The following is a 26074-nucleotide window of genomic DNA, read 5'->3' on the forward strand; positions in this document are numbered from 1 at the left end:
ATGGTTGATGATGGCTCGCTTTCACCGTGGCCCGTCAGCCCTCACCTATGCATGGTTTTATCAGCAGGTTAGAGGGCATGGCGCGTGGGATTACAAACAACGCGATAGACAGTTCGAGAGTTTTGGAAACTTCCACTACGGGGCTGTTGGTCACGCTGCGGGGATTCCCGACGAAGTATTACTTAGGGGCGCAGGATGGGCGCAGGGTCGTGCAGGTACAACTGATGCAGCTTTTGGTAATTGGTATGGCTCAACGCCTTACGGTGATGATCCTAATGACCAGTATTGGATAAGAGCGGGTATCAACTATGCAAAACGTACAGGTTTTTAAGAAACAGTATCTCCTTCTGATCCTGTTGACTGTTATCGCTTTTGGGATCTACAAGGTGCTGCACTTCTCACCGCTTGAGCAAGAGATTATCAAGAAGGTGAAAGTAAACAACCTGGCTAATCTCTACATCACGGAAGCGAGTGCAGGCGCTACCACAGGCTTTTCCTACCGTTTCTATATGTATGATGCTAACAAAGACGATAAAGTATTTATGGAGAGTCTGAAGGACGATGAAGAGCCTTTCATGATCACTACGGACAAGGACGCATTGATGAAGGTCGAGAATGACGCGATCTATCTGTCAGTGAAGGGAACCATCTACACCTTTCACAACCAGGCGGCTTACAAAGTGCGTGACTCGATCTACTCAGTGCCTGTCTACCTCACCGCCTTACCTTTCTAAGAACATAGCCAGTTTCAAGCTGGCTCTTTTCTTCTGGTTTTAGACAACAGCAGACTCAAAGCCGCACATCGCGCTTAGATACGTGTCATCATCAGAATGGTAGAACCCATAGGCGACTAAAAATAGGTAACTATTTAAGTTCCTGATAGAGAAGGCTTTAACGGCTTGTTTACAAGGGGAAATTCTGGAGCGGGCGAAGGGAATCGAACCCTCGTATAGAGCTTGGGAAGCTCTCGTTCTACCATTGAACTACGCCCGCTTTGAGGTGCGTAAGGCATTATAGACCTTACACACCTTCATACAAGCCTCTTCACAACTAACCGGCGATTAAATAATCACTTAGCACTTCGGTTTGCTGCCGGGCGCAGGAAGATAGCGTTGCGGATCGATGGCCGTCGCCTTATAGCGGATCTGGAAGTGCAGCTTCACCGAATCGGTACCGGTGCTGCCCATCGTGGCTATTTTCTGCCCCGCCTTCACGTTCTGGCCGTTGTTGACCAGCATCGTGTCGTTATGCGCGTAGGCGGTGATGTAATCTTCCCCGTGCTTAATCATGATCAGATTACCGTAGCCGCGTAGCTGGTTACCGACGTAAACCACCTTCCCTGCCCCGGAGGCATAAACCGGTGTACCGCGCGCAGCGGCGATATCAATGCCCTTGTTTCCGCCCTCTGACAGAGAGTACGGCAGAACGACTTTACCGCTGGCAGGCCAGATCCAGCAGCGCTGGCCAACCGGTGGCCATGAGGACTGCGGTACCGCGTAAGACGGTGTCACTTTGGCGGTTTTGCCCCTGGAGGATGATTTTTTGCCGGTTGAGGAGCCGCCATTCACCTTCAGTTTTTGCCCAATTTCAATGGTGTACGGCGGAGAGATGTTATTCAGGCGCGCCAGATCCTTCACGCTGGTTCCCGTTGCGCGTGAAATCCGATACAGCGTGTCTCCGCGCTTAACGGTATAGACCGCACCGGAATAGCTGCCCATATCCGACGATTTGCTCCCGGAACAGCCGACAAGGAGTAGCGTCAGCATCAGGCAAAAAACGGCATGGATGGGTTTTCTCGTCAGGCTTCCTGCAAACAAAACAGATCCTCGGTCAGCGTGAATGGCGCACTATGATACCAGCCCGAGCGGATATGGGTCAGCCCTTTTAAGCTCCGCGAGATAAACCGTTCATATCAGAATCCAGTATAATGTTGCCGCTGATGGTGCAGAACCATCCGCACCGTTGGCACTGGAGCATGAATGAGTATTCAAGAACACGTTATTTTGGTAAATGACCAGGGAATGATGATTGGCACTCAGGAAAAATACGCCGCGCATACTGCCCAAACCCCTCTGCATCTGGCTTTCTCATCCTGGCTATTTAATACCGAAGGCGAGTGTCTGGTAACCCGACGCGCCCTAAGCAAAAAAGCCTGGCCGGGCGTCTGGACGAATTCTGTCTGCGGCCACCCTCAATCTGGTGAACGGACGGAAGAGGCGATTATCCGTCGCTGCCGCGATGAGATTGGCGCAGAAATTACCGCGATTACGCCTGTAGCCTCAGAGTTCCGCTACCGCGAAACGGACCCTTCGGGGATCGTGGAAAACGAGATTTGCCCTGTCTTCGCTGCCCGCGTCACCAGCGAACTGCGAATAAACCATGATGAAGTGATGGCATTTGAATGGGTTACGCTGGAGTCATTATTCCGCGCGCTGGACGCCGCCCCATGGAGCTTTAGCCCGTGGATGGTGCTGGAAGCAACGGTCGCGCGAGACGCGCTGAGAGCGTTCGCGGCGCAATAAAAAAGCCCCTTTCGGGGCTTTTTTAGCATCTGTACAACTTATTTTACCGGACGCATCGCCGGGAACAGGATCACGTCGCGGATGGTGTGGCTGTTGGTGAACAGCATCACCATACGGTCGATACCAATACCCAGACCTGCAGTTGGCGGCAGGCCGTGCTCCAGCGCCGTCACATAGTCTTCGTCGAAGAACATCGCTTCGTCGTCACCTGCCGCTTTCGCGTCAACCTGATCCTGGAAACGCTGAGCCTGGTCTTCCGCATCGTTCAGCTCGCTAAAGCCGTTGCCGATTTCACGGCCGCCGATGAAGAATTCGAAGCGGTCAGTAATTTCCGGGTTCTCGTCATTACGACGCGCCAGCGGAGAAACTTCAGCCGGGTATTCGGTGATGAAGGTCGGCTGAATCAGGTGCGCTTCGGCCACTTCTTCGAAGATCTCGGTCACGATACGGCCCAGACCCCAACTTTTCTCAACCTTGATACCGATGCTTTCGGCAATCGCTTTCGCAGAGTCGAAGTTGTCCAGATCCGCCATGTTGGTTTCCGGACGGTATTTCTTGATCGCTTCGCGCATGGTCAGTTTTTCGAACGGCTTGCCGAAGTCGAACACCTCTTCACCGTAAGGGACCTGCGTGGTGCCCAGAATGTCCTGCGCCAGGGTGCGGAACAGGGATTCGGTCAGCTCGATCAGATCTTTGTAATCCGCATACGCCATATAGAGTTCCATCATGGTGAACTCTGGGTTATGACGAACGGAGATACCTTCGTTGCGGAAGTTACGGTTGATTTCGAACACGCGGTCGAAACCACCGACCACCAGACGCTTCAGGTACAGTTCCGGCGCGATACGCAGGTACATGTCCAGGTCCAGGGCATTGTGATGGGTGATGAACGGACGCGCAGACGCGCCGCCAGGGATCACCTGCATCATCGGAGTTTCCACTTCCATAAAGTCGCGGTTGACCATGAACTGGCGAATACCGGCCATGATCTGGGAGCGAATTTTGAAAGTCTTGCGGGATTCATCGTTAGAGATGAGATCCAGATAACGCTGACGGTAGCGCGCTTCCTGATCCTGCAGGCCGTGGAACTTGTCCGGCAGCGGGCGCAGGGCTTTGGTCAGCAGACGCAGCTCGGTGCAGTGGATAGACAGTTCACCGGTTTTGGTTTTGAACAGTTTACCTTTCGCGCCCAGGATATCGCCCAGGTCCCACTTCTTGAACTGCTCGTTGTAGATGCCTTCCGGCAGATCGTCACGGGAAACGTACAGCTGAATACGGCCGCCCACGTCCTGCAAGGTCACGAAGGAGGCTTTACCCATGATACGACGGGTCATCATACGGCCAGCAACGGCCACTTCGATGTTCAGCGCTTCCAGCTCTTCGTTCTCTTTAGCGTCGAAGTCAGCGTGCAGTTGGTCTGAGGTATGGTCACGACGAAAATCGTTCGGGAACGGCACGCCCTGCTCGCGCAGCGCTGCCAGCTTCTCGCGGCGGGTTTTCAGTTCGTTGTTAAGATCGACTACCGCGTCAGCGCCCTGTGCTTGTTGTTCAGACATGTTGGTTCCTCATAACCCTGCTTTCAAACTTGCTTCGATAAATTGGTCCAGGCTGCCGTCCAGCACCGCCTGCGTGTTGCGGGTTTCAACCCCGGTACGCAGGTCTTTGATGCGGGAGTCATCAAGGACGTAAGAACGGATCTGGCTGCCCCAACCGATGTCAGACTTGTTGTCTTCCATCGCCTGTTTCTCAGCATTTTTCTTCTGCATCTCCAGCTCATAAAGCTTCGCTTTCATCTGCTTCATAGCCTGGTCTTTGTTCTTATGCTGGGAACGGTCGTTCTGGCACTGTGTTACCAGCCCGGTTGGAATGTGGGTAATACGCACCGCAGATTCCGTACGGTTAACGTGCTGACCACCCGCACCGGATGCGCGGTAAACGTCAATACGCAGATCCGCCGGGTTAATTTCGATATCGATATCTTCGTCAACTTCCGGGTAAACAAACGCGGAGCTGAAGGAGGTATGACGACGACCACCGGAGTCAAACGGGCTCTTACGCACCAGGCGGTGAACGCCAGTCTCGGTACGCAGCCAGCCGTAGGCGTAATCGCCAATAATTTTGATGGTCACGGATTTCAGACCCGCAACTTCACCTTCAGACTCTTCGATAATTTCAGTTTTGAAGCCGCGCGCTTCCGCCCAACGCAGATACATACGCGTCAGCATGCTGGCCCAGTCCTGCGCTTCGGTACCGCCAGAACCTGCCTGAATATCGAGATAGCAGTCAGCGCTGTCGTATTCACCGGAGAACATACGACGGAATTCCAGCTGCGCCAGCTTCTCTTCCAGCACGTCGAGTTCTGCCACGGCTTCGTTAAAGGTTTCTTCATCGTCGGCTTCGACGGCCAGCTCCAGCAAACCGGAAACATCTTCCAGCCCCTGGGCCATTTGATCCAGCGTATCTACGATAGCTTCGAGAGAGGAACGCTCTTTACCCAGCGCCTGTGCGCGTTCAGGTTCGTTCCAGACGTCCGGCTGTTCCAGCTCGGCGTTTACTTCTTCTAGACGCTCTTTCTTGGCATCGTAGTCAAAGATACCCCCTAAGAACGTCAGAGCGCTCCGTGAGGTCCTGAATACGGTTTTTTACCGGATTAATTTCAAACATGGTCTGTTTTCTTTTATGGACTTGTCAAAATGCGGTTATAAGAGCGGGATTGTACCGAATCCACGCCCTTTTTTATAGAGATTACTGCCGCTAAATTGGCCAGATATTGTCGATGATGATCTGAAGGGTGCGGTTTCCGCGAAACTCGTTTATATCCAGTTTGTATGCCAGCTCAACCTCGCGCACGCCGTTGTCCGGCCAGATGGAGGTGTCAACGTTGAAGGCGATGCCGTCCAGCAGCGGTCCGCCGCCCACGGGCTCGACCATCACTTTCAGATGACGTTCGCCGACAATACGCTGCTGCAGCAGACGGAAACGACCGTCGAAAAGCGGTTCCGGGAACATCTGCCCCCACGGGCCCGCGTCGCGCAGCATCTGCGCGACTTCCATCGTCATTTCGGAGACAGACAGCTCACCGTCAGAGACCACTTCGCCCTGCAGCAGAGCCGGGTCAATCCAGTCGGTCACCAGCTCGCCAAACAGGCGCTGGAACTCGTCGAACTTTGCCTCTTCCAGCGACAAGCCTGCCGCCATCGCGTGGCCGCCAAATTTAATCATCAACCCCGGATGCAGCGTATCCAGACGCTCCAGCGCATCGCGCATGTGCAGCCCCTGAATCGAACGGCCAGAGCCTTTCAACGTGCCATCTCCGGCGGGGGCAAAGGCAATTACCGGACGGTGGAAGCGCTCTTTAATGCGCGACGCCAGAATGCCGACCACCCCCTGGTGCCACTCGGGATGGTACATCGCCAGCCCGCCCGGCAGCGTTTCGCCGCTGCGCTCCAGCTTTTCGCACAGGGTCAGCGCTTCGGCCTGCATGCCCTGCTCAATCTCTTTACGGGTCTGGTTGAGTGCGTCCAGCTCACTGGCCAGCACACGCGCTTCACCGATGTTGTCGCACAGCAGCAGCGCGACGCCAACCGACATATCGTCCAGCCGTCCCGCCGCGTTCAGGCGCGGGCCGAGGGCAAAGCCCAGGTCGCTTGCCGCAAGCTTAAGCGGATCGCGGTTGGAGATTTCCAGTAGCGCCTTAATCCCCGGACGGCACTTTCCTGCCCGAATGCGGCTTAAGCCCTGCCAGGTGAGAATACGGTTATTAGCATCGAGCGGCACCACGTCCGCCACGGTTCCCAGCGCCACCAGGTCGAGATATTCGGCCAGGTTTGGCACGGCAATCCCGCGGGACTCAAACCAGCCTTTATCGCGTAACAGGGTACGCAACGCCAGCATCAGATAAAACGCCACGCCCACGCCAGCGAGGGATTTCGACGGGAAATCGCAGTCGCGCAGGTTGGGGTTAATAATCGCTTCTGCATCCGGCAGCGTTTCGCCGGGCAGGTGATGATCGGTGACCAGCACCGGGATCCCCAAAGCGTGAGCATGATCGACGCCCGCATGAGAAGAGATCCCGTTATCGACGGTCATGATCATCTGCGCACCGCGGGCGTGGGCCTGATCGACCACTTCCGGGCTGAGGCCATAGCCGTCTTCAAAACGGTTCGGCACCAGATAGGTGACGTTATCGCAGCCCAGCGCGCGCAGGCTGAGCACGCTCAGCGCGGTGCTGGTTGCGCCGTCGGCATCGAAATCGCCCACCACCACAATACGCGTTTCCTCACGAAGCGCGTTGTAGAGCATTTCAGTGGCTTTTTCGATACCGCTCAGCTGCTGCCAGGGCAGCATCCCTTTCACGCTGCGCTCAAGATCCTCTGCGCACCGCACGCCGCGGCTGGCATAGAGGCGCTTAAGGAGCGCCGGGAGTTCTTCCGGCAAATCAACGTGTTCAACCGCCTCGCGGCGGCGCAATTTTATGGGGGCTTTCACGCGAATTATTTACCACCAAACTGTTTCTGGTGCGCGTCGAGGAACTCTTTCATCTCTTTCGGTCCCTGATAACCCGGCACCACATAGCCATTGCTCAGGACAATCGCTGGCGTACCGCTCACGCCAAACTGCACGCCCAGCGCGTAGTGGTTCGCGATGTCAATGTCGCAGGAGGCCGGTTTAACGCCTTTGCCGTTCATCGCGTCATCAAACGCTTTGTTGCGGTCTTTCGCACACCAGATAGCCTTCATATCCTGCTCTGGCTGGCTCTGCACGCCTGCGCGCGGGAAGGCCAAATAGCGCACAGTGATGCCCAGCGCGTTGTAGTCTTTCATCTCTTCGTGCAGCTTGTGACAGTAGCCACAGGTGATGTCGGTGAAGACGGTAATCACGTGTTTTTCCTGCGGCGCTTTATAGACGATCATCTCTTTTTCGAGCGCGTTCAGGTTTTTCATCAGCAGCTGGTTAGTGACGTTCACCGGCTGCGCGCCGCTCACGTCGTACAGTGGCCCCTGAATGAAATGCTTGCCGTCTTCGGTGACGTACAGCACGCCGCTGTTCGTCAGTACCGTTTTCATACCGGCAACCGGTGCAGGCTGGATGTCGCTGCTGGTCACACCAAGCTTAGCCAGAGACTGTTTGATGGCGGCATCATCCGCATGGGCGAAACCGGTAAATGAGGCTGCCAGCAGGGTGAACAGCGCGAAAGACTTTTTCATAATTGATCCTGTTACAATTTGTCGGCACTCACGCACGAGGGTGGTGCTGTTGGTGTAGCTGCCGCAGGCGTTCCGTCGCGACGTGGGTATAAATTTGCGTCGTTGAAAGATCGCTGTGTCCCAGAAGCATCTGCACCACGCGTAAATCAGCGCCGTGGTTTAACAGATGCGTCGCGAAGGCGTGACGCAAAACGTGCGGCGAAAGCTTTCCACTGTCGATACCCGCCAGTGTGGCGTAATGCTTGATGCGATGCCAGAAGGTTTGTCGCGTCATCTGCTGCGCGCGCTGGCTCGGGAACAGGACGTCGACAGACGCGCCATTGAGCAGCCAGGGGCGACCGTGCTCAAGGTACGTTTCCAGCCAGTAAACCGCCTCTTCTCCCAGCGGAACCAGCCTTTCCTTATTTCCTTTACCGATGACGCGCACCACGCCCTGACGCAGGCTGATGTCGCTCATCGTCAGGCCAACCAGTTCCGAAACGCGCAAGCCGGTAGCATACAATAGCTCAAGCATGGCTTTATCGCGTAACTCCAGCGGCAGGTCAACTGCCGGTGACTGTAATAATCTCTCAACTTGTGCTTCGCTAAGATCTTTCGGCAGCCGCTGCGGGAGTTTCGGGGACGCCAGCAGCGCGCTGGGATCGTCTTCGCGAAGTTTCTCACGGTAAAGGTGCTGGAAAAGCCGACGCATGGCGCTGAGCAAACGTGCAGAACTGGTGGCTTTGTAACCCCCTTCTACACGCTCAGCGAGCAGCGCCTGCAGGTCGTCGCTTTGCGCGCTCGCAAGCGACAACTCCCGACGCGCCAGCCACTCCACCAGCATGGTGAGATCGCGCCGATAGGCACTGAGCGTATTCTCAGCCAGATTCTTCTCCAGCCACAGCGCGTCGAGAAACTGTTCAACGAGTGCGAGATCCTTTTCCACATCAGCCCCTTTGATTCTGCAGTCAGGCCATTATGCCTGATTGCGACCGGTTTCTGGTACACTACGCGCAAAGTCAAAGCATGAATTGAGATAGTTACGCGATGAATATTGGTCTGTTCTATGGTTCCAGCACCTGCTACACCGAAATGGCGGCAGAGAAAATTCGCGACATCATTGGCCCGGAACTGGTGACGTTGCATAACCTGAAAGATGATGCGGTCGCGCTGATGGAGGAGTACGACGTGCTTATCCTCGGCATCCCAACCTGGGATTTTGGTGAGATACAGGAAGACTGGGAAGCCATCTGGGATCAGCTCGATTCCGTGAATCTCGACGGCAAAATTATTGCGATGTACGGCATGGGAGACCAGTTAGGCTACGGAGAATGGTTCCTGGACGCACTCGGCATGCTTCACGATAAACTGGCGCCGAAAGGGGTGACGTTTATCGGCTACTGGCCAACCGAAGGGTACGAATTCACCAGTCAAAAACCGATTATTGCCGACGGCGAGTTGTTTGTCGGGCTCGCGCTGGATGAAACCAATCAGTACGATCTCAGCGATGAGCGCCTGCAAGCCTGGTGCGAGCAGATCCTCGGCGAAATGGCAGAAAAATTTAGCTAACGCCCCCTACTCCTGCGTCGGTTGTTGCAGCAACATCCGGCGCAGATCTCGCCATTCAGACGCGTCCATACTGTCTGCCGCCAGCCACAGGTGTTGGCAACGTCCGCCCCCCACTTTGCGTAACCGTAGCATCATGCCAGCGTTAAGCATCCATGGCACACCGAGAATATCCCACTCTTTTCCCTGCCAGCGCAGGCGGTAATCCATCAGCAGTTTGATCTCGCCCTGACGCGCGTTAATGCGACGCTGGCTGCGTACGCTGTCAAAAACAACAAACGAAAGTAACAGCAGCCACAGCGGCGTATAGCTGAGCGGCCATGGCATCAGTAGCACGATGGCCGCAACCAGGCCGTGGAGCAACAAAGACATCCACTGCGAGCGCCACGAGACGCGAAGATCAGATTGCCACAGGACCACGTTCCCGATTCCGTGTTTGAATTAATTGCACCATCCGTTGCAACTCGGTGTCGGCGGGTTTGCCGTGATTCATCAGCCAGTTGAATAAATCTGGATCGTCAGACTCAAGCAGGCGAACAAACAGACGCTTATCATCATCGCTTAAGCTGTCATACTCATATTCGAAGAACGGCATGATGGAAATATCAAGTTCACGCATGCCGCGGCGACACGCCCAGTGAATACGGGCCTTGTTGTTAATATCCATGTTCAGTTTCCTGCATTACGTTTGGTACAGTCGGTACCCCGTTCAGTGTTCTTTATTTCTCCACGGGGACATCAGCTAGTGTAACGTGTTTTTGACCGTTTCTTTACTGGAATATTGCGATCGCCGAGTCGGATTCCAGATTAATCCCCACAAAGACAGCGGATTACATAATTTTGCGTAGCGCTACGCATAACCGGTTTATGGCACAAATGGTCTGTTGAAAGCGCTTGCATTGCCTGCAGGCTCTTTTACCATTAGGCATTATTAAAGCGTTAAGCAATTCAGGATACCGTTATGGCATTTACACCATTTTCTCCTCGCCAGCCCGCCGCCTCTGCGCGACTGCCGCTGACGCTTATTTCTCTTGATGACTGGGCACTGGCAACGCTCACCGGCGCCGATGCCGAAAAATACCTTCAGGGCCAGGTGACTGCGGATGTCGCGCAGTTGACTGAACATCAGCACCTGCTGGTGGCCCATTGCGATCCAAAAGGCAAAATGTGGAGCAACCTGCGTCTGTTCCGCCGTCAGGACGGTTTTGCCTTTATCGAACGCCGCAGTCTGCGTGATGCCCAGCTCAAAGAGCTGAAAAAATACGCGGTCTTTTCCAAAGTCACTATTACCCCGGACGACGAACATGTCCTGCTGGGCGTCGCTGGCTTCCAGGCGCGTGCAGCGCTGCAAAATCTGTTTGCTGCGCTACCAGATGCAGAAAAACAGGTAGTCAGCGAGGGCGCAACCTCCATCCTGTGGTTTGAACATCCGGCGGAGCGCTTCCTGTTAGTCACCGATGTCGCAACGGCGGAACGGGTCACCGAGGCACTGCGCGGCGAAGCGCAGCTCAACAACAGCCAGCAATGGCTGGCGCTGAATATCGAAGCGGGTCTGCCGGTGATTGACGCGGCCAACAGCGCGCAGTTTATTCCCCAGGCAACCAACCTTCAGGCACTGGGCGGCATTAGCTTCAAAAAAGGCTGCTACACCGGTCAGGAGATGGTGGCGCGTGCAAAATTCCGCGGGGCAAACAAACGCGCGCTGTGGACTCTCGCGGGCCATGCCAGCCGTGTACCCGAAGCGGGTGAAGACCTGGAACTGAAGATGGGTGAGAACTGGCGCCGAACCGGTACCGTGTTGGCCGCCGTACAGCTGGATGATGGCCGCCTGCTGGTGCAGGTCGTTATGAACAACGATATGGAAGCTGACAGCGTGTTCCGCGTACGTGATGATGCCAATACGTTGAGTATTGAGCCGCTGCCGTATTCGTTAGAAGAGTAATCGTTTACAGGTGTCCTCCCTCTCCCTGTGGGAGAGGGCCGGGGTGAGGGCAACCGCCCGCACGGTGTAAAAAACTACACCTGCCCCACGTACAAATAAATCGCCAAAAAGTGACACACGCTGCCGCCCAGTACAAAACCGTGCCAGATGGCATGATTGTACGGTATACGCTTGCAGACGTAGAAAATGACGCCGAGCGAGTAGACTACACCGCCCACCGCCAGCAGCGTAACGCCCCCTACTGCCAGCTTAATCGCCAGCTGGTACACCACAATCAGCGACAGCCAGCCCATGGTCAGATAGGTGACCAGTGACAGCACCTTAAACCGGTGCGCAATGGTCAGCTTAAACAGGATCCCCAGCAGCGCCAGGCTCCAGATAACAATCATCAGGCCACGCGACAGGGGGGAATTGAGCCCCACCAACAGAAACGGGGTGTAGGTGCCTGCAATAAGAAGATAGATAGCACAGTGGTCAAATTTCTTAAGCCATATCTTGGCCCGCTGATGTGGAATCGCGTGATAGAGCGTCGATGCCAGGAACAACAGGATCATACTTCCGCCATACAGGCTATAGCTGGTTATCGCCATCGCGCTGGCATTGGTATCTACCGCCTGTACCAGCAATAACACTAAACCGACAATCCCAAACACCAGGCCAATGCCGTGGCTGATGCTGTTGGCTACTTCCTCAGCCAGCGAATATCCCTGTGCGATTAATGGTCTGCTCGCCATACAAAACTCCGGGAAAACGTAAGATGATTATTCATCGCATATCTATGCTAACTGAGAATGATTCCAGTGAACACCTGTTAGCTAAAATAAATTCATTCCAAAAATTTATATCTAAAAATCATAGATATAAACAAATCTTTCACCTAACAATTGTTCATATAAAAATTTAATCATTAAGAATCAAGGGTATAAAATTGGATCCTGCCGCCTGGCTGCATGGTATGATGGGGAAATGAGGTCTGAATGAGAGTTTTGCCACTGTGAGTATGTTCACCCACTCCGCCATTGCCAGTCTCAATAATCTGGAAATGATGGTCTATAATTATGTCATTAAAAATCGTGACAAAGTGATGTACATGACCATCCGCGAGCTGGCGGATGCAGCAGACGTCTCAACCACCACCATCCTGCGCTTTTGCCGCAAGCTCAACTGCGAAGGGTATTCTGAATTTCGCGTGCGCTTTAAGCTCTATCTTGAGCAGAACGAGCCTCAGCAGGCGAATTTCGGTGCCAGCGAAATTATCAGCTTCTTTAAAAGCGTAAATAATGAAGAGTTCGACGCCTTACTCGATGATGCGGTAAATATCATTTTGTCTTCCGAGCGAATTATATTTGTCGGGGCGGGCACGTCAGGCTCTCTGGCAAAATATGGTGCACGCTTCTTTTCCAATATTGGTAAATTCAGCAATCATATTGATGATCCTTATTTCCCGGTCACCAATGATATGGCGAAAAATGCGCTGGCGATTGTGCTCTCCGTTTCGGGCGAAACCGAGGAGATCCTGCGCTTCGCCAGCCAGTTCAGCCTGCATCACTGCAAGGTGCTCTCTATTACCAGCCACGAGCACTCGCGCCTGGCAAAACTGGCGGACTTTAATCTCTCCTGGCACGTACCCCAGACGCGAATTGGCGGTGTCTACGATATCACCACGCAAATTCCCGTCATCTATATTCTGGAATCTCTCGGACGTAAACTGGCGAAGAAACTGACAGAATAAAACACCCTGTTTTTTTGATGTGACAAATCACAATCCCGGTGAATTGTTATATCGTGACATTCAATTTCGCTTTGCTAGACTCGATGCCAGTAAGCCATTTATTGAGAATTGCAGCGATGAAAAAATTAACCTTACCGAAAGATTTCTTATGGGGCGGCGCGGTTGCCGCACACCAGGTTGAAGGCGGCTGGAACAAAGGCGGCAAAGGGCCAGGCATCTGCGACGTGCTGACTGGCGGCGCGCACGGCGTGCCGCGCGAAATCACGCAGGAGGTGGTGCCGGGTAAATACTACCCAAACCACGAGGCCATTGATTTCCACGGTCACTACAAAGAAGACATCAAGCTGTTTGCCGAGATGGGTTTCAAGTGCTTCCGCACCTCTATCGCCTGGACGCGCATCTTCCCGAAAGGTGACGAAACGCAGCCAAACGAAGAAGGGCTGAAGTTCTATGACGACATGTTCGATGAACTGCTGAAGTACAACATCGAGCCGGTGATCACCCTCTCCCACTTTGAGATGCCGCTGCACCTGGTACAGGAGTACGGCAGCTGGACCAACCGTAAAGTGGTCGATTTCTTTGTACGCTTCGCGGAAGTGGTGTTTGAGCGCTACAAAAACAAGGTCAAATACTGGATGACCTTCAACGAAATCAATAACCAGCGTAACTGGCGTGCACCGCTGTTCGGCTACTGCTGCTCTGGCGTGGTCTATACCGAACATGACAATCCGGAAGAGACCATGTACCAGGTACTGCACCACCAGTTTGTGGCCAGCGCCCTGGCGGTAAAAGCCGCGCGCCGCATCAACCCGGAGATGAAAGTCGGCTGCATGCTGGCCATGGTGGCGCTCTATCCATTCTCCTGCAAACCGGAAGACGTGATGTTCGCCCAGGAGTCCATGCGCGAGCGCTATGTCTTTACCGACGTCCAGCTGCGTGGTTATTACCCGTCCTATGTGCTGAACGAGTGGGAGCGCCGCGGCTTTTCCATCAAAATGGAGGCGGGCGACGAGAAGATCCTGCGTGAAGGTACCTGCGACTACTTAGGTTTCAGCTACTACATGACCAATGCAGTTAAGGCTGAAGGCGGTACCGGCGATGCGATTTCCGGTTTTGAAGGCAGCGTGCCGAATCCGCACGTGAAGGCGTCCGACTGGGGCTGGCAGATTGACCCGGTGGGCCTGCGTTATGCCCTGTGCGAGCTGTACGAGCGTTATCAGAAACCGCTGTTTATCGTTGAGAACGGGTTCGGCGCCTACGATAAGGTGGAAGAAGACGGCAGCATCAACGATGACTATCGCATCGACTACCTGCGTGCACACGTGGAAGAGATGATCAAAGCCGTCACGCACGATGGCGTGGATCTGATGGGCTATACGCCGTGGGGCTGCATCGACTGCGTGTCGTTCACCACCGGCCAGTACAGCAAGCGCTACGGCTTTATCTACGTCAACAAGCACGACGACGGCACGGGCGACATGTCGCGTTCGCGTAAGAAAAGCTTCGAATGGTATAAAGGCGTGATCGCCAGCAACGGCGAGAAACTTTAACGCCGTAACGCCGGGCGGCGCTACGATTGATCCCTCTCCCCTTTGGGGAGAGGGTGAGGGGTTTACTTCCCGCCCGCCAGTTCAATAAAACTGCCCGTCACGTACGACGCCTTCTCGCTCAGCAGCCAGACAATCGCCTGCGCCACCTCTTCCGGCTGGCCGCCGCGCTGCATCGGCAGCAACGATTTAACGCGATCCACCCGCCCCGGTTCACCGCCCGACGCATGGATATCAGTATAAATTAGCCCAGGACGGACGCAGTTCACGCGAATGCCCTGCGCCGCCACTTCCAGCGACAGTCCGGTGGTCAGTGAATCTACCGCGCCTTTAGAAGCAGCGTAATCGACATATTCACCCGGCGCGCCCAGACGAGAGGCCGCGGAAGAGACATTCACTATCGCCCCACCCTTGCCGCCATGTTTGAAAGACATGCGTTTCACCGCTTCCCGACAGCAGAGAAAGTAGCCCGTGACGTTGGTCGCCAGCACGCGGTTAATGCGCTCAGCGGAGAGATTCTCGATTGTGGATTGCTCAAACAGAATGCCCGCATTATTGACCAGCGCTCGAAGCGGCTCACCTTCACGATCGATGCTGTCAAACATCGCCAGCACCTGAGCTTCATCGCTGATGTCAGCACGCACGGCAAACGCTTTACCGCCCGCCTCAACGATCTGGTTGATCACGTCCGTCGCGGCTTTAATGTTGTGGTGATAGTTCACCGCCACGGTGTAGCCTTCGCGTGCCAGCTGCAGCGCGGTGGCTTTTCCAATGCCCCGGCTGGCGCCGGTAACCAGTGCAATTGCCATTCTCTTCTCCCAATAAAAAAGCCGGGTGGCGGCTTCGCCTTACCCGGCCTGCGTTATTACACAAACAATATTACTGATATTCGCTCATCGGCACGCAGGAGCAGAACAGATTACGGTCGCCGTACACGTCATCAAGACGCTTCACGGTCGGCCAGTATTTGTTTGCCACACCTGCCGGGAAGACGGCCAGTTCGCGGGAATAAGCGTGATTCCACTCTGCTACCATCTCATGCTGGGTGTGCGGGGCATTAACCAGCGGGTTATCTTCCAGCGGCCACTCGCCGTCCTGCACGCGATCGATCTCCATGCGGATCGCCAGCATCGCGTCGATAAAGCGGTCCAGCTCGACCTTGCTTTCAGACTCGGTCGGCTCAACCATCAGCGTACCCGCAACCGGGAACGACATGGTTGGCGCGTGGAAGCCGTAGTCAATCAGACGCTTGGCGATATCCAGTTCGCTGATGCCTGTCGCTTCTTTCAGCGGACGAATATCCAGAATGCACTCGTGCGCCACGCGACCGTCGCGGCCGGTATAGAGCACCGGGAAGGCGGACTTCAGGCGAGTCGCAATGTAGTTGGCGTTCAGGATCGCCACCTGGCTCGCCTGCTTCAGTCCTTCCGCGCCCATCATGCGGATGTACATCCAGCTGATTGGCAGAATAGAGGCGCTACCGAACGGTGCCGCAGAGACCGCGCCCTGACGAGTCAGCATGCCTTCAATCTGCACCACACTGTGGCCCGGCACAAACGGCGCCAGGTGCGCTTTCACGCCGATTGGGCCCATGCCCGGGCCGCCGCCGCCGTGCGGAATGCAGAAGGTTTTATGCAGGTTCAGGTGCGACACGTCCGCGCCGATAAAGCCCGGAGAGGTAATGCCCACCTGAGCGTTCATGTTCGCGCCGTCGAGGTAAACCTGACCGCCAAACTGATGCACCACTTCGCACACTTCACGGATGGTCTCTTCGTACACGCCGTGGGTGGACGGGTAGGTCACCATGATGCAGGAGAGCTTGTCGCCCGCCTGCTCGGCTTTCGCACGCAGGTCGGCCAAATCGATGTTGCCGTTCTTATCGCAGGCCACCACCACGACTTCCATGCCCGCCATCTGGGCAGAGGCCGGGTTGGTGCCGTGCGCTGAGCTTGGGATCAGGCAGATATCACGGTGCCCTTCGTTGCGGCTTTCGTGATAGTGACGGATCGCCAGCAGGCCCGCGTATTCACCCTGCGCGCCGGAGTTCGGCTGCATGCAGAGCGCGTCATAACCGGTCAGCTTCACCAGCCAGTCGGAAAGCTGGTTGATCATCATGTGATAACCTTCCGCCTGCTCTGGCGGGCAGAACGGGTGCAGCTCGGAGAATTCAGGCCATGTAATTGGGATCATCTCGGCCGCGGCGTTCAGCTTCATGGTGCAGGAGCCCAGCGGGATCATCGCCTGGTTCAGCGCCAGATCTTTGCGCTCCAGAGAGTGCATATAGCGCATCATCTCGGTTTCGCTGTGGTAGCGGTTAAACACCGGATGAGTGAGGATCGCGTCATTGCGCAGCATGCTTTCCTGAATGGAGCGGCTGTCGAGCGCGACCTCTTTGTCGAGCGTATCAACGTCCAGTCCGTGTGCGTCACCCAGCAACACGCTGAACAGGTTCAGGACATCGTCACGGGTGGTGCTTTCATCCAGGGTAATGCCGACCGCATTGTGGATGTCGCTGCGCAGGTTGATTTCTGCTGCATCCGCGCGCGCCAGCACGGCGGCTTTGTCAGCCACTTCCACACACAAGGTGTCGAAGTAGTGAGCGTGGCGCAGCTTGAGGCCTTTCTGCTGCAGCCCGCAGGCCAGAATATCGGCCAGGCGGTGAATGCGGCTGGCAATGCGCTTCAGGCCAGCCGGACCGTGGAATACGGCGTACAAGCTGGCGATGTTTGCCAGCAGCACCTGTGAGGTACAGATGTTGGAGTTCGCTTTCTCGCGGCGGATGTGCTGCTCGCGGGTCTGCATCGCCATGCGCAGCGCGGTGTTACCGGCAGCATCTTTTGAGACGCCGATAATACGGCCAGGCATGGAGCGTTTGAATTCATCTTTCGCGCCGAAGAACGCCGCGTGCGGGCCGCCGTAGCCCATCGGCACGCCAAAGCGCTGCGCGGAACCGAAGACGATATCCGCGCCCTGTTTGCCCGGCGCCGTCAGCAGCACCAGCGCCATAAAATCGGCGGCGACGCTGACGATCACTTTACGGGATTTCAGCTCGGCAATCAGCGCGCTGTAGTCATGTACTTCTCCGGTGGTACCGACCTGCTGCAGCAGCACGCCGAAGACGTCCTGATGATCCAGCACTTTGTCAGCGTCATCGACAATCACGTCAAAGCCGAAGGTTTCCGCACGGGTGCGCACCACGTCCAGCGTCTGCGGATGCACGTCCGCAGCCACGAAGAAGCGGTTGGCATTTTTCAGCTTGCTCACGCGTTTTGCCATCGCCATCGCTTCGGCGGCGGCGGTCGCTTCATCCAGCAGAGACGCGGAAGCGATGTCCATACCGGTCAGATCCAGCGTCACCTGCTGGAAGTTCAGCAGCGCTTCCAGACGCCCCTGGGAGACTTCTGGCTGATAAGGGGTGTAAGCGGTGTACCAGCCCGGGTTTTCCAGCATGTTACGCAGGATCACCGGCGGTAACTGCACGTTGGTGTAGCCCATGCCAATGTAAGACTTATAGCGCTTGTTCAGGCTGGCGATAGCCTTCAGCTCCGCCAGCGCGGCGAATTCTGTGGTGGCTTCCCCCACCTGAGGCGGCGTGGCAAGCTGGATGTCTTTTGGCACAATCTGGCCGATCAGTGCGTTTAATGAATCCGCGCCAACTGTCTTTAGCATCTCCTGCTGTTGCTGAGCATCCGGCCCAATGTGACGTTCAATGAAGGCGCCACGGTTTTCAAGCTGGCTTAAAGTCTGTGTCATGAGCGATGGTTCCTGAAACGTGCAGTGAATTTAAGTTCCCTCTCCCCGTGGGAGAGGGTTAGGGTGAGGGGAAGATTGGCACCCTCACCCCTGCCCTCTCCCGGTGGGAGAGGGGGATTACTGATTACTCGTCTTCTAACAGGGCTTCGTACGCGGTCGCATCCAGCAGCGCGGCAACCTGAGATTCGTCGCTGGCTTTGATCTTGAAGATCCAGCCGCCTTCATAAGGCTCGCTGTTCACCAGCTCTGGCGAATCGCTCAGCGCGTCGTTGACGGCAACGATTTCGCCGCTCACAGGCGCGTAGATATCAGAAGCCGCTTTTACGGACTCTGCTACGGCGCAGTCGTCGCCCGCGCTAACGGTCGTGCCCACGTCAGGCAGGTCAACAAACACCATGTCGCCCAGCAGCTCCTGCGCGTGCTCGGTGATCCCTACGGTGTAAGTGCCATCCGCCTCTTTGCGCAGCCACTCGTGTTCTTTGCTGTATTTCAGTTCTGCTGGCACATTGCTCATTGAAGTTCTCCTGATAAAAAGAATTAGGCGACCGGCTTACCGGCGCGAACAAAAATCGGTTTGGTCACGTTGACCGGCATTTCGCGGTTGCGGATTTGTACCACCGCCGTGTCGCCAATGCCCGCCGGCACGCGTGCCAGTGCAATACTGTAGCCCAGCGTCGGGGAGAAGGTACCGCTGGTGATCACGCCTTCGCGAGGATTGCCGTCGGCATCGGTAAAACGCACCGGCAGTTCGCCGCGCAGCACGCCTTTTTCCTTCATCACCAGGCCAACCAGCTGCTCTGTGCCCTTCTCACGCTGCATCTCCAGCGCTTCACGGCCAATAAAGTCACGGTCAACCGGTTCCCATGCGATGGTCCAGCCCATGTTGGCGGCCAGCGGAGAAACGCCTTCATCCATCTCCTGACCGTAGAGGTTCATTCCCGCTTCCAGACGCAGCGTATCGCGCGCGCCCAGACCCGCAGGCTTCACGCCCGCTTCCACCAACGCACGCCAGAAATCGGCGGCCTTCTCGTTCGGCATCGCAATTTCATAGCCCGCTTCACCGGTGTAGCCGGTGGTGGCGATAAACAGATCCCCCGCCTGCACGCCGAAGAACGGCTTCATGCCTTCGGTGGCGGCGCGCTGCTCGTCGTTAAACAGAGACGCGGCTTTCGCCTGCGCGTTCGGCCCCTGCACGGCGATCAGCGACAGGTCATCACGTACGGTGATGTCGATGGCATAAGGTTCGGCGTGTTGGGTGATCCAGGAGAGGTCTTTTTCGCGGGTGGCGGAGTTTACAACGAGGCGGAAGAAATCTTCGGTGAAGTAGTAGACGATAAGGTCATCAATCACGCCGCCCGAGGCATTCAGCATGCCGGTATAGAGCGCTTTACCCGGCGTCTTCAGTTTGGCGACGTCGTTTGCCAGCAGATAACGCAAGAACTCCCGGGTGCGGCTACCGCGCAGATCGACAATCGTCATGTGTGACACGTCGAACATACCGGCATCGGTGCGCACCGCGTGGTGCTCATCAATCTGCGAGCCGTAGTGCAACGGCATCATCCAGCCATGGAAGTCCACCATGCGGGCGCCGCATAACACGTGCTGTTCGTACAAAGGAGTCTGTTGAGCCATCTTGTCCTCGTTGAAAAATTCACCGTGAAACCCGGTATCGGCCTCGTTCCCGATTGCCGACGCAAACGTTCTCTTTTACCTGAACTTACCACCGAAACCGGCGGTTAACCATAAGGTAAAACGGGTCATCACATTAGCTTATGACCAAAAAACGCTAAAAAGCCTACAGAGTTATTCACTGGAAAAATGCGATTAACCCCGCACAAAATTAACATTGATCTAACAGGATTTAGCACATGGTGATATTTCGTGCGGAAAAACGGGCCGAATTTCCGTCACATAAAAATCACGACATGAGAATAACTAATGCGAAAAATGGCGTGGAATTAGAATATTTCAAACGAGGGAATTTCCCCGGCGCAGAGGCCGGGAAAATAAAGTGTGACGGGGATCGAGATTAGCGTAACCAGTCGGGAAGATCGTTAAGACCCATTGCCTGACGCAGAAGTTGAGGTTTAACACCCGGAAGGGTGTCAGCCAGCTTGAGGCCGATATCGCGCAGCAGTTTTTTCGCCGGATTGGCACCGGCAAACAGCTCGCGGAAGCCCTGCATACCCGCCAGCATCATCGCCGCACTGTGCTTGCGGCTGCGCTCGTAGCGACGCAGATACAGATGCTGACCAATATCTTTGCCTTCGCGATGCAGACGACGCAGTTCTTCCACCAGTTCCGCCGCGTCCATAAAGCCGAGGTTAACGCCCTGCCCGGCCAGCGGATGAATGGTATGGGCCGCATCGCCCACCAGCGCCAGACGGTGCGCCGCAAACTGGCGCGCGTAACGGCCGGTTAACGGGAACACCAGCCGCTCGCTTTCAAGGGTGCACAGACCAAGGCGGTTATCAAACGCCACGCACAACGCCTGGTTAAAGGCCTCCGGCGTCGCCTCCTGCATCTGCTGCGCTTTTTCCGGCACTAAGGACCAGACAATCGAGCACAGGTGCGGATCGGCAAGCGGCAGGAAGGCCAGAATACCGTCGTTGTGGAAAATCTGCCGGGCCACGCCGCCGTGCGGCTCTTCGGTACGGATCGTTGCCACCATCGCATGATGACGGTAATCCCAGTACGTTAGCGGGATATCGGCCTTGTTGCGCAGCCAGGAGTTGGCACCATCGGCACCCACCACCAGGCGCGCGGTCAGCATGTCACCGCTTTCAAGGGTGATAAACGCCTCGTTTTCGCCCCAAGCCACCTGCTGGATCTGCGCAGGTGCTACCAGCGTCACGTCGCTGCACTGCTCTGCTTTCTGCCACAGCGCGTGGTGAATTACCGCGTTTTCGATGATGTGCCCCAGATGGCTATAGCCCATGCTTTCATCATCAAAGGCAATATGGCCAAAGCTGTCTTTGTCCCAGACTTCCATGCCGTGATAGCAGCTGGCACGCTGGGCAATAATATCTGACCAGACGCCGAGACGGGTCAGCAGCTTTTCGCTGGCCGCATTAATCGCCGACACGCGGAGTTCCGGCGGGGCATCAGGTGCGACGGGCTGAGGCTGCTTTTGCTCCAGCACGGCCACCCGCAGGCCGCTGCCCTGTAAACCGCAGGCCAGCGCCAGCCCAACCATTCCGCCGCCAACGATGGCAACATCAACATTTTGCACAGTGATAACTCCTTAACGCGCGACCCAACCCAGGGTCCGCTGCGCCAGCACGTCACGTGCCGGAATGAACAGTTCCATCGCCATCAGCCCGAGGTTGCGACCGGCAACCAGCGGCACCCAGCGATTGGCAAACAGATGGACCAAACCATCGGTGACGCCGATTGTTGCCTCTTTATCGGCCTGGCGTCGCTTCTGGTAATGGCTTAGCACCGAATAAGCACCGCAGTCTTTTTGTTCGCCCCACGCCTGCGAAAGGGTTTCGGCCAGGCTCATGACATCCCGCAGGCCGAGGTTAAAGCCCTGACCGGCAATGGGATGGAGGGTTTGCGCCGCGTTGCCGACCAGCGCCACGCGGTGGGAAACAGACTGCGATGCGGTGGTTAACGATAGCGGATAAACTGCACGTTTTCCCGCCTGGGTAATACGCCCGAGCCGCCAGCCAAAGGCTTTCTGCAGCTCGGTACAAAAACGTTCGTCGGACCAGGACTTAACCTCTTCGGCTTTATCCTGCGGGTGGCACCAGACCAGCGAACAGCGCCCGTCCGTCATCGGCAGCATCGCCAGCGGGCCGTGCTGGGTGAAGCGCTCAAACGCCCGGCCATTGTGTTCCGCGGCGGTCGAGACGTTCGCAATGACCGCAACCTGCCCGTAAGACTGCTGACGCCACTCTACGCCACACTGGGTGCCGAGCGCCGAGCGCGATCCGTCCGCGGCAACCAGAAGCTGGCCGTCGAGAACAACGCCGTTATCCAGCGTCACGCTGACCGCATCTTCACTGCGGGTGAAGCTGGCAACGCGAGCCGGGCAGTGCAGCGTCACGCCTGGCGCGTCCTGCAACAGACGGAACAGGCGCAGGCCGACATCGTGGAGTTCAACAACCTGGCCCAGCGCGGCAATACGGTAGTCATGGGCATCCAGCGTGACAAATCCGGCATGGCCACGATCGCTCACGTGTACGGTATTAATGGCGGTGGCGCAATCGGCGATGGCCTGCCAGATGCCAATCCGGGACAGCTGCTGGCAGGTACCCTGCGCCAGGGCAATGGCGCGGGAATCAAACCCAGGGTGATTCTTCGCCTGCGGCGCGACGGCTTCAACCAGATGCACCGGAAGCTGCCCCTTCGTCAACTGCGAGATGGCTAACGCCAGCGTGGCGCCAGTCATGCCGCCGCCCACGATGATCACGCTCATACGCGTGCCGCTGCCATCAGCGCCTCGATATCGTCAGCGTTTTTTACCACGCTCGCGGTCAGGTTTTCGTTGCCGGTTTCGGTGATGACGATGTCGTCTTCGATGCGAATGCCAATTCCGCGGTATTCCTCTGGCACGTCAGCATCCGGCGCGATGTACAGCCCCGGCTCGACGGTCAGCACCATGCCCGGCTCCAGCACGCGCGAACGTTCCGGACCGTATGCCCCGACGTCATGCACATCCAGCCCCAGCCAGTGGCTCAGGCCGTGCATAAAGTATGGACGGTGGGCATTCTCGGCAATCAGAGTGTCGACATCCCCTTTGAGGATCCCAAGCTTAACCAGCCCGGTAATCATGATGCGCACCACCTCACCGGTAACCTCCTGAATGGAGGTGCCCGGGCGATACAGCGTCAAGGCCGTCTCGAGTGATTCAAGAACGATGTCATAAATTGCCCGCTGTGCGGGGGAAAATTTGCCGTTCACCGGGAACGTACGGGTGATGTCGCCCGCGTAGCCCTGATATTCACAGCCGGCGTCAATCAGCACCAGATCGCCATCGCGCAGCGCGCTTTCGTTTTCGGTGTAGTGCAGAATGCAGCCGTTTTCCCCGCCACCAACAATGGTGTTGTAGGACGGGAAGCGCGCACCATGACGGTTAAATTCATGGTGAATTTCGCCTTCAAGCTGGTATTCGAACATACCCGGACGGCATTTTTCCATCGCACGGGTGTGCGCCAGGGCGCTGATTTCACCCGCGCGGCGCAGCACGTTGAGCTCTTCTTCAGACTTAAACAGGCGCATCTCATGCACCACCGGACGCCAGTCCGTGAGCGTTGCGGGCGCGGAGAGGTTCTGGCGCGAACCTTTACGCAGCTTATCCAGCGCGTTGAAAACAATCTCATCGGCGTAGGCGTATTCGCCCTGGGCGTGGTAGAGCACATCCAGGCCGTTCAGTAGCTGATAAAGCTGCTGGTTGATTTCGCTAAACGCCAGCGCGCGGTCAACGCCCAGTTTTTCCGGCGCCGCCTCTTGCCCTAAGCGGCGGCCAAACCAGATTTCAGCCGTCAGATCGCGCACGCGGTTGAAAATCACGCTGTGGTTGTGGGTGTCATTGCTCTTGATCAGCACCAGTACCGCTTCCGGCTCGTTAAACCCGGTGAAGTACCAGAAATCGCTGTTCTGGCGATAGGGGTATTCGCTGTCGGCGCTGCGCGTCACTTCCGGCGCGGCAAAAATCAGGGCCGCGCTTCCCGGCTGCATTTTTGCCAACAGCGCCTGACGACGGCGAGAATACTCTTGATGCGAGATAACCATGACACCCTCCTGTGCGTTATTTTTCTTAATGTAAGGTTGGCTTGCGAACTTCCGGCGCGGTCGGCTGCGAACGCGTAAAGTTGTCGTGGCACAGCAGCGCCGCCACGCGCACGTACTCGATGATCTCTTCGAGAGACATCTCCAGCTCTTCCTGGTCTTCGTCTTCATCGTAGCCAAGCTGGGCGATGTTGCGCAGATCGTCGATCGCTTCACCCGCTTCGCCGGTCACTTTATCAAGCTTCGGCTGGGTGACGCCCAAGCCAAGCAGATAGTGGTTTACCCAACCCGCGAGCGCATCGGCGCGATCGAAGACGCTGACATCGTCGCCTTCAGGCAGATAAAGCTGAAAAAGGAAGCCATCGTCTTCCAGCGAATCGCTGGTTGCGGCGTGCATTTTACGCAGCGCTTCCGCCAGTTCGTGACCAAACGCCAGCCCTTCGTTCGTGAGGTCGTGGATCAGCGGCTGCCAGGAGCTGTCGCTGTTTCCGCCGCACAGTATGCCGCTGATCAGACCGTGCATTTCGGCAGGGGTTAAACCGACTCCCTGCTGGTTCAGTAACTGGTTTAAATCCTTGTAACCAGGCATTTCGTTCTGTATAGACATACGCATTCGTCATCAAAGGGAGGATATTCATGATATGCTACCACTTTGGACCCTGGTGATACCAGAAAAGGGCTTGTATCTTCACATCAGGGTAGCTATAGTGTCGCCCCTTCGCCGCCCCCGGGCCAGTTAGCGAAGGCAGCGCAGTCAATCAGCAGGAAGGTGGCATGTCTGCACAACCCGTCGATCTCCAGATTTTTGGCCGTTCACTGCGAGTGAATTGTCCGCCTGAACAAAGGGATGCTTTGAATCAGGCTGCGGACGATTTGAATCAGCGGTTGCAAGATCTAAAAGAACGCACTAGAGTCACAAATACTGAGCAGCTGGTTTTCATCGCCGCGTTGAACATCAGCTATGAACTGACTCAGGAAAAAGCGAAGACCCGCGACTACGCGGCTAGCATGGAGCAGCGCATTAAAATGCTCCAGCAGACCATTGAACAGGCGTTGCTTGATCAAGGTCGCAATCCCGAAAGACCGGGACCAAAGTTTGAATAACACTTCTCAGTTGACTATGGTAGAGTAACTGTGAAGACAAAATTTCTCTGAGATGTTCGCAAGCGGGCCAGTCCCCTGAGCCGATATTTCATACCACAAGAATGTGGCGCTCCATGGTTGGTGAGCATGCTCGGTCCGTCCGAGAAGCCTTAAAACTATGACGACACATTCACCTTGAACCAAGGGTTCAAGGGTTACAGCCTGCGGCGGCATCTCGGAGATTCCCTCTTTCTTCTTCTACCGACTACCATGACTCAATTCCCTGAAGTTTCTGCTTCACGCCAGGACATCCGTCAGCTTATTCGCCAGCGTCGCCGCGCACTTACGTCTGAACAACAAGCACACTTTGCGCAGCAGGCCGCCGCCCGTATGATGGCCTATCCGCCGGTGGTGATGGCAAACACCGTCGCTCTGTTTCTGTCGTTTGATGGCGAGCTGGATACCCAACCGCTTATCGACCAGCTCTGGCGCGCCGGGAAACGGGTTTACCTGCCGGTACTGCATCCGTTTAGCAAAGGTAACCTGCTGTTTCTGCACTACCATCCGCACAGCGAGCTGGTGGTAAATCGTCTGAAAATCACCGAACCGAAACTCGACGTGCGCGACGTGCTGCCGCTTTCCGAGCTGGATGTACTGATTACACCGCTGGTGGCGTTTGATGAACAGGGCCAGCGTTTAGGCATGGGCGGGGGATTCTATGACAGGACGCTGCAAAACTGGCAGCAGTACGGGTTGCAGCCAGTGGGCTATGCGCATGATTGTCAGGCTGTAGAAGCCTTGCCAGTGGAGAAGTGGGATGTGCCGTTGCCGGCGGTGGTGACGCCATCGAAGTTGTGGGAGTGGTGAACCAAGCGTGCGGCCAGATGCCCTTGTATGTTTAAAGTCACTTCAGTTACCCGTCTACAGACGGGTAAACTGTCTATGCGTTTGACCTGATGCCACAGCCCGTTAGCCCTCTGGGTTTTCAAGCCCGCGGGTTAGCTCAT

The 26074-nt window shown here is 56.0% G+C and carries 26 protein-coding genes, 1 tRNA gene and 1 other RNA gene; 10 read left to right on the forward strand and 18 right to left on the reverse strand.

Annotated elements, in window-relative coordinates; genetic code table 11:
- The first annotated feature begins 7 nt into the window (after window positions 1-7).
- A complete protein-coding gene (locus tag ACWKXT_RS23360) occupies window positions 8-331 on the forward strand; it encodes a polymorphic toxin type 44 domain-containing protein (protein ID WP_454533495.1) in 324 nt (107 codons plus the stop codon).
- On the forward strand, window positions 309-734 hold the full coding sequence (locus tag ACWKXT_RS23365) for a hypothetical protein (RefSeq protein ID WP_454533496.1): 426 nt from the start codon (window positions 309-311) through the stop codon (window positions 732-734). Before ACWKXT_RS23360 ends, ACWKXT_RS23365 begins: the two co-directional genes overlap by 23 nt.
- Window positions 735-919: 185 nt before the next feature.
- On the opposite strand, the gene ACWKXT_RS23370 is transcribed toward ACWKXT_RS23365, so the two are convergent.
- Both ACWKXT_RS23370 and actS read right to left on the reverse strand, forming a co-directional pair.
- A tRNA-Gly gene (locus tag ACWKXT_RS23370) sits at window positions 920-993 on the reverse strand.
- Between the two features lie 80 nt (window positions 994-1073).
- A complete protein-coding gene (gene actS, locus ACWKXT_RS23375; RefSeq protein WP_454533497.1) occupies window positions 1074-1817 on the reverse strand; it encodes an amidase activator ActS in 744 nt (247 codons plus the stop codon).
- Window positions 1818-1979: 162 nt separating this feature from the next.
- Between actS and idi the strand changes: the two genes are divergently transcribed.
- Window positions 1980-2522 (forward strand): isopentenyl-diphosphate Delta-isomerase, encoded by a 543-nt coding sequence (idi, locus tag ACWKXT_RS23380; protein WP_454527448.1) that lies wholly within the window; start codon window positions 1980-1982, stop codon window positions 2520-2522.
- Between the two features lie 38 nt (window positions 2523-2560).
- Here idi and lysS read toward each other — a convergent pair whose 3' ends face one another.
- The 5 genes from lysS to xerD form a co-directional block, all read right to left on the reverse strand.
- Window positions 2561-4078: a lysine--tRNA ligase gene (gene lysS / locus ACWKXT_RS23385; RefSeq protein ID WP_013098608.1), complete on the reverse strand. Its 1518-nt coding sequence runs from the start codon at window positions 4076-4078 to the stop codon at window positions 2561-2563.
- A 9-nt stretch (window positions 4079-4087) separates the two neighbouring features.
- A protein-coding gene (gene prfB, locus ACWKXT_RS23390; RefSeq protein WP_096151315.1) for a peptide chain release factor 2 occupies window positions 4088-5186 on the reverse strand; the annotation gives its coding sequence in 2 pieces (ribosomal slippage) (window positions 4088-5110 and window positions 5112-5186; 1098 coding nt in all).
- Between the two features lie 90 nt (window positions 5187-5276).
- Entirely contained in the window at window positions 5277-7010 is a 1734-nt protein-coding gene (gene recJ / locus ACWKXT_RS23395) for a single-stranded-DNA-specific exonuclease RecJ (protein ID WP_454533498.1), read from the reverse strand.
- 5 nt (window positions 7011-7015) lie between these two features.
- Window positions 7016-7729, reverse strand: coding sequence for a bifunctional protein-disulfide isomerase/oxidoreductase DsbC (gene dsbC / locus ACWKXT_RS23400; protein WP_454533499.1), 714 nt, complete (start codon window positions 7727-7729; stop codon window positions 7016-7018).
- A gap of 28 nt (window positions 7730-7757) precedes the next feature.
- The gene (xerD, locus tag ACWKXT_RS23405) at window positions 7758-8654 is read right to left on the reverse strand and encodes a site-specific tyrosine recombinase XerD (RefSeq protein ID WP_454533500.1); all 897 of its coding nucleotides are present in this window, start codon (window positions 8652-8654) and stop codon (window positions 7758-7760) included.
- Between the two features lie 101 nt (window positions 8655-8755).
- Here xerD and fldB point away from each other — a divergent pair, with 101 nt between their 5' ends.
- Window positions 8756-9277: a flavodoxin FldB gene (gene fldB / locus ACWKXT_RS23410; RefSeq protein ID WP_454533501.1), complete on the forward strand. Its 522-nt coding sequence runs from the start codon at window positions 8756-8758 to the stop codon at window positions 9275-9277.
- Window positions 9278-9283: 6 nt separating this feature from the next.
- Here the strand turns inward: fldB and ACWKXT_RS23415 are convergent, their stop codons facing one another.
- A complete protein-coding gene (locus tag ACWKXT_RS23415) occupies window positions 9284-9694 on the reverse strand; it encodes a protein YgfX (RefSeq protein WP_454527452.1) in 411 nt (136 codons plus the stop codon).
- Window positions 9675-9941, reverse strand: coding sequence for an FAD assembly factor SdhE (gene sdhE / locus ACWKXT_RS23420; RefSeq protein ID WP_010435322.1), 267 nt, complete (start codon window positions 9939-9941; stop codon window positions 9675-9677). Before sdhE ends, ACWKXT_RS23415 begins: the two co-directional genes overlap by 20 nt.
- Window positions 9942-10235: 294 nt before the next feature.
- On the opposite strand from sdhE, the gene ygfZ reads away from it, so the two are divergent.
- Window positions 10236-11216: a tRNA-modifying protein YgfZ gene (gene ygfZ / locus ACWKXT_RS23425; RefSeq protein WP_454533502.1), complete on the forward strand. Its 981-nt coding sequence runs from the start codon at window positions 10236-10238 to the stop codon at window positions 11214-11216.
- 74 nt (window positions 11217-11290) lie between these two features.
- Here the strand turns inward: ygfZ and trhA are convergent, their stop codons facing one another.
- Window positions 11291-11950 carry a PAQR family membrane homeostasis protein TrhA gene (trhA, locus tag ACWKXT_RS23430; RefSeq protein WP_023331242.1) on the reverse strand — a complete coding sequence of 220 codons (660 nt, stop codon included), beginning with the start codon at window positions 11948-11950 and terminating at the stop codon, window positions 11291-11293.
- A gap of 266 nt (window positions 11951-12216) precedes the next feature.
- Between trhA and ACWKXT_RS23435 the strand changes: the two genes are divergently transcribed.
- Together ACWKXT_RS23435 and bglA are read left to right on the forward strand one after the other, a co-directional pair.
- Entirely contained in the window at window positions 12217-12948 is a 732-nt protein-coding gene (locus ACWKXT_RS23435) for a MurR/RpiR family transcriptional regulator (protein ID WP_454527684.1), read from the forward strand.
- 116 nt (window positions 12949-13064) lie between these two features.
- Window positions 13065-14498: a 6-phospho-beta-glucosidase BglA gene (bglA, locus tag ACWKXT_RS23440; protein ID WP_454533503.1), complete on the forward strand. Its 1434-nt coding sequence runs from the start codon at window positions 13065-13067 to the stop codon at window positions 14496-14498.
- A gap of 62 nt (window positions 14499-14560) precedes the next feature.
- Here bglA and ACWKXT_RS23445 read toward each other — a convergent pair whose 3' ends face one another.
- The 8 genes from ACWKXT_RS23445 to ACWKXT_RS23480 all read right to left on the reverse strand — a co-directional run bounded on the left by ACWKXT_RS23445 (window position 14561) and on the right by ACWKXT_RS23480 (window position 24591).
- Window positions 14561-15304 (reverse strand): SDR family oxidoreductase, encoded by a 744-nt coding sequence (locus ACWKXT_RS23445; protein ID WP_454527455.1) that lies wholly within the window; start codon window positions 15302-15304, stop codon window positions 14561-14563.
- Window positions 15305-15374: 70 nt separating this feature from the next.
- Entirely contained in the window at window positions 15375-18248 is a 2874-nt protein-coding gene (gene gcvP / locus ACWKXT_RS23450; RefSeq protein WP_454533504.1) for an aminomethyl-transferring glycine dehydrogenase, read from the reverse strand.
- Window positions 18249-18372: 124 nt separating this feature from the next.
- Complete coding sequence (gcvH, locus tag ACWKXT_RS23455; protein WP_008499718.1) at window positions 18373-18762, reverse strand: glycine cleavage system protein GcvH; 390 nt, start codon at window positions 18760-18762, stop codon at window positions 18373-18375.
- 23 nt (window positions 18763-18785) lie between these two features.
- The gene (gene gcvT, locus ACWKXT_RS23460; protein WP_454533505.1) at window positions 18786-19880 is read right to left on the reverse strand and encodes a glycine cleavage system aminomethyltransferase GcvT; all 1095 of its coding nucleotides are present in this window, start codon (window positions 19878-19880) and stop codon (window positions 18786-18788) included.
- 397 nt (window positions 19881-20277) lie between these two features.
- Window positions 20278-21480, reverse strand: a complete 1203-nt coding sequence (ubiI, locus tag ACWKXT_RS23465) for an FAD-dependent 2-octaprenylphenol hydroxylase (RefSeq protein WP_454527459.1) — start codon at window positions 21478-21480, stop codon at window positions 20278-20280.
- Between the two features lie 12 nt (window positions 21481-21492).
- Window positions 21493-22671, reverse strand: a complete 1179-nt coding sequence (gene ubiH, locus ACWKXT_RS23470; RefSeq protein WP_454527460.1) for a 2-octaprenyl-6-methoxyphenyl hydroxylase — start codon at window positions 22669-22671, stop codon at window positions 21493-21495.
- Complete coding sequence (gene pepP, locus ACWKXT_RS23475; RefSeq protein WP_454533506.1) at window positions 22668-23981, reverse strand: Xaa-Pro aminopeptidase; 1314 nt, start codon at window positions 23979-23981, stop codon at window positions 22668-22670. The genes ubiH and pepP overlap by 4 nt, the downstream gene beginning before the upstream one ends.
- A gap of 31 nt (window positions 23982-24012) precedes the next feature.
- Window positions 24013-24591, reverse strand: a complete 579-nt coding sequence (locus ACWKXT_RS23480; protein WP_072265689.1) for a YecA/YgfB family protein — start codon at window positions 24589-24591, stop codon at window positions 24013-24015.
- Window positions 24592-24758: 167 nt separating this feature from the next.
- Here ACWKXT_RS23480 and zapA point away from each other — a divergent pair, with 167 nt between their 5' ends.
- From zapA to ACWKXT_RS23495, 3 genes are all read left to right on the forward strand, one after another.
- Window positions 24759-25088 carry a cell division protein ZapA gene (zapA, locus tag ACWKXT_RS23485; RefSeq protein WP_006811891.1) on the forward strand — a complete coding sequence of 110 codons (330 nt, stop codon included), beginning with the start codon at window positions 24759-24761 and terminating at the stop codon, window positions 25086-25088.
- 41 nt (window positions 25089-25129) lie between these two features.
- Window positions 25130-25313, forward strand: a non-coding RNA gene (ssrS, locus tag ACWKXT_RS23490) — 6S RNA.
- 24 nt (window positions 25314-25337) lie between these two features.
- On the forward strand, window positions 25338-25934 hold the full coding sequence (locus tag ACWKXT_RS23495) for a 5-formyltetrahydrofolate cyclo-ligase (RefSeq protein ID WP_454527461.1): 597 nt from the start codon (window positions 25338-25340) through the stop codon (window positions 25932-25934).
- Window positions 25935-26074 lie beyond the last annotated feature (140 nt).

The sequence above is a fragment of the Enterobacter sp. UPMP701 genome, from assembly GCF_053709515.1.

Coding starts and splice junctions, on each gene's coding strand:
- bglA (WP_454533503.1), top strand. CDS start 13,065: ATGAAAAAATTAACCTTACCGAAAGATTTCTTATGGGGCGGCGCGGTT.
- ACWKXT_RS23365 (WP_454533496.1), top strand. CDS start 309: ATGCAAAACGTACAGGTTTTTAAGAAACAGTATCTCCTTCTGATCCTG.
- zapA (WP_006811891.1), top strand. CDS start 24,759: ATGTCTGCACAACCCGTCGATCTCCAGATTTTTGGCCGTTCACTGCGA.
- trhA (WP_023331242.1), bottom strand. CDS start 11,950: ATGGCGAGCAGACCATTAATCGCACAGGGATATTCGCTGGCTGAGGAA.
- ACWKXT_RS23360 (WP_454533495.1), top strand. CDS start 8: ATGATGGCTCGCTTTCACCGTGGCCCGTCAGCCCTCACCTATGCATGG.
- ACWKXT_RS23435 (WP_454527684.1), top strand. CDS start 12,217: ATGTTCACCCACTCCGCCATTGCCAGTCTCAATAATCTGGAAATGATG.
- fldB (WP_454533501.1), top strand. CDS start 8,756: ATGAATATTGGTCTGTTCTATGGTTCCAGCACCTGCTACACCGAAATG.
- ACWKXT_RS23495 (WP_454527461.1), top strand. CDS start 25,338: ATGACTCAATTCCCTGAAGTTTCTGCTTCACGCCAGGACATCCGTCAG.
- ACWKXT_RS23445 (WP_454527455.1), bottom strand. CDS start 15,304: ATGGCAATTGCACTGGTTACCGGCGCCAGCCGGGGCATTGGAAAAGCC.
- ygfZ (WP_454533502.1), top strand. CDS start 10,236: ATGGCATTTACACCATTTTCTCCTCGCCAGCCCGCCGCCTCTGCGCGA.
- ubiH (WP_454527460.1), bottom strand. CDS start 22,671: ATGAGCGTGATCATCGTGGGCGGCGGCATGACTGGCGCCACGCTGGCG.
- sdhE (WP_010435322.1), bottom strand. CDS start 9,941: ATGGATATTAACAACAAGGCCCGTATTCACTGGGCGTGTCGCCGCGGC.
- dsbC (WP_454533499.1), bottom strand. CDS start 7,729: ATGAAAAAGTCTTTCGCGCTGTTCACCCTGCTGGCAGCCTCATTTACC.
- ACWKXT_RS23480 (WP_072265689.1), bottom strand. CDS start 24,591: ATGTCTATACAGAACGAAATGCCTGGTTACAAGGATTTAAACCAGTTA.
- lysS (WP_013098608.1), bottom strand. CDS start 4,078: ATGTCTGAACAACAAGCACAGGGCGCTGACGCGGTAGTCGATCTTAAC.
- gcvP (WP_454533504.1), bottom strand. CDS start 18,248: ATGACACAGACTTTAAGCCAGCTTGAAAACCGTGGCGCCTTCATTGAA.
- gcvT (WP_454533505.1), bottom strand. CDS start 19,880: ATGGCTCAACAGACTCCTTTGTACGAACAGCACGTGTTATGCGGCGCC.
- gcvH (WP_008499718.1), bottom strand. CDS start 18,762: ATGAGCAATGTGCCAGCAGAACTGAAATACAGCAAAGAACACGAGTGG.
- idi (WP_454527448.1), top strand. CDS start 1,980: ATGAGTATTCAAGAACACGTTATTTTGGTAAATGACCAGGGAATGATG.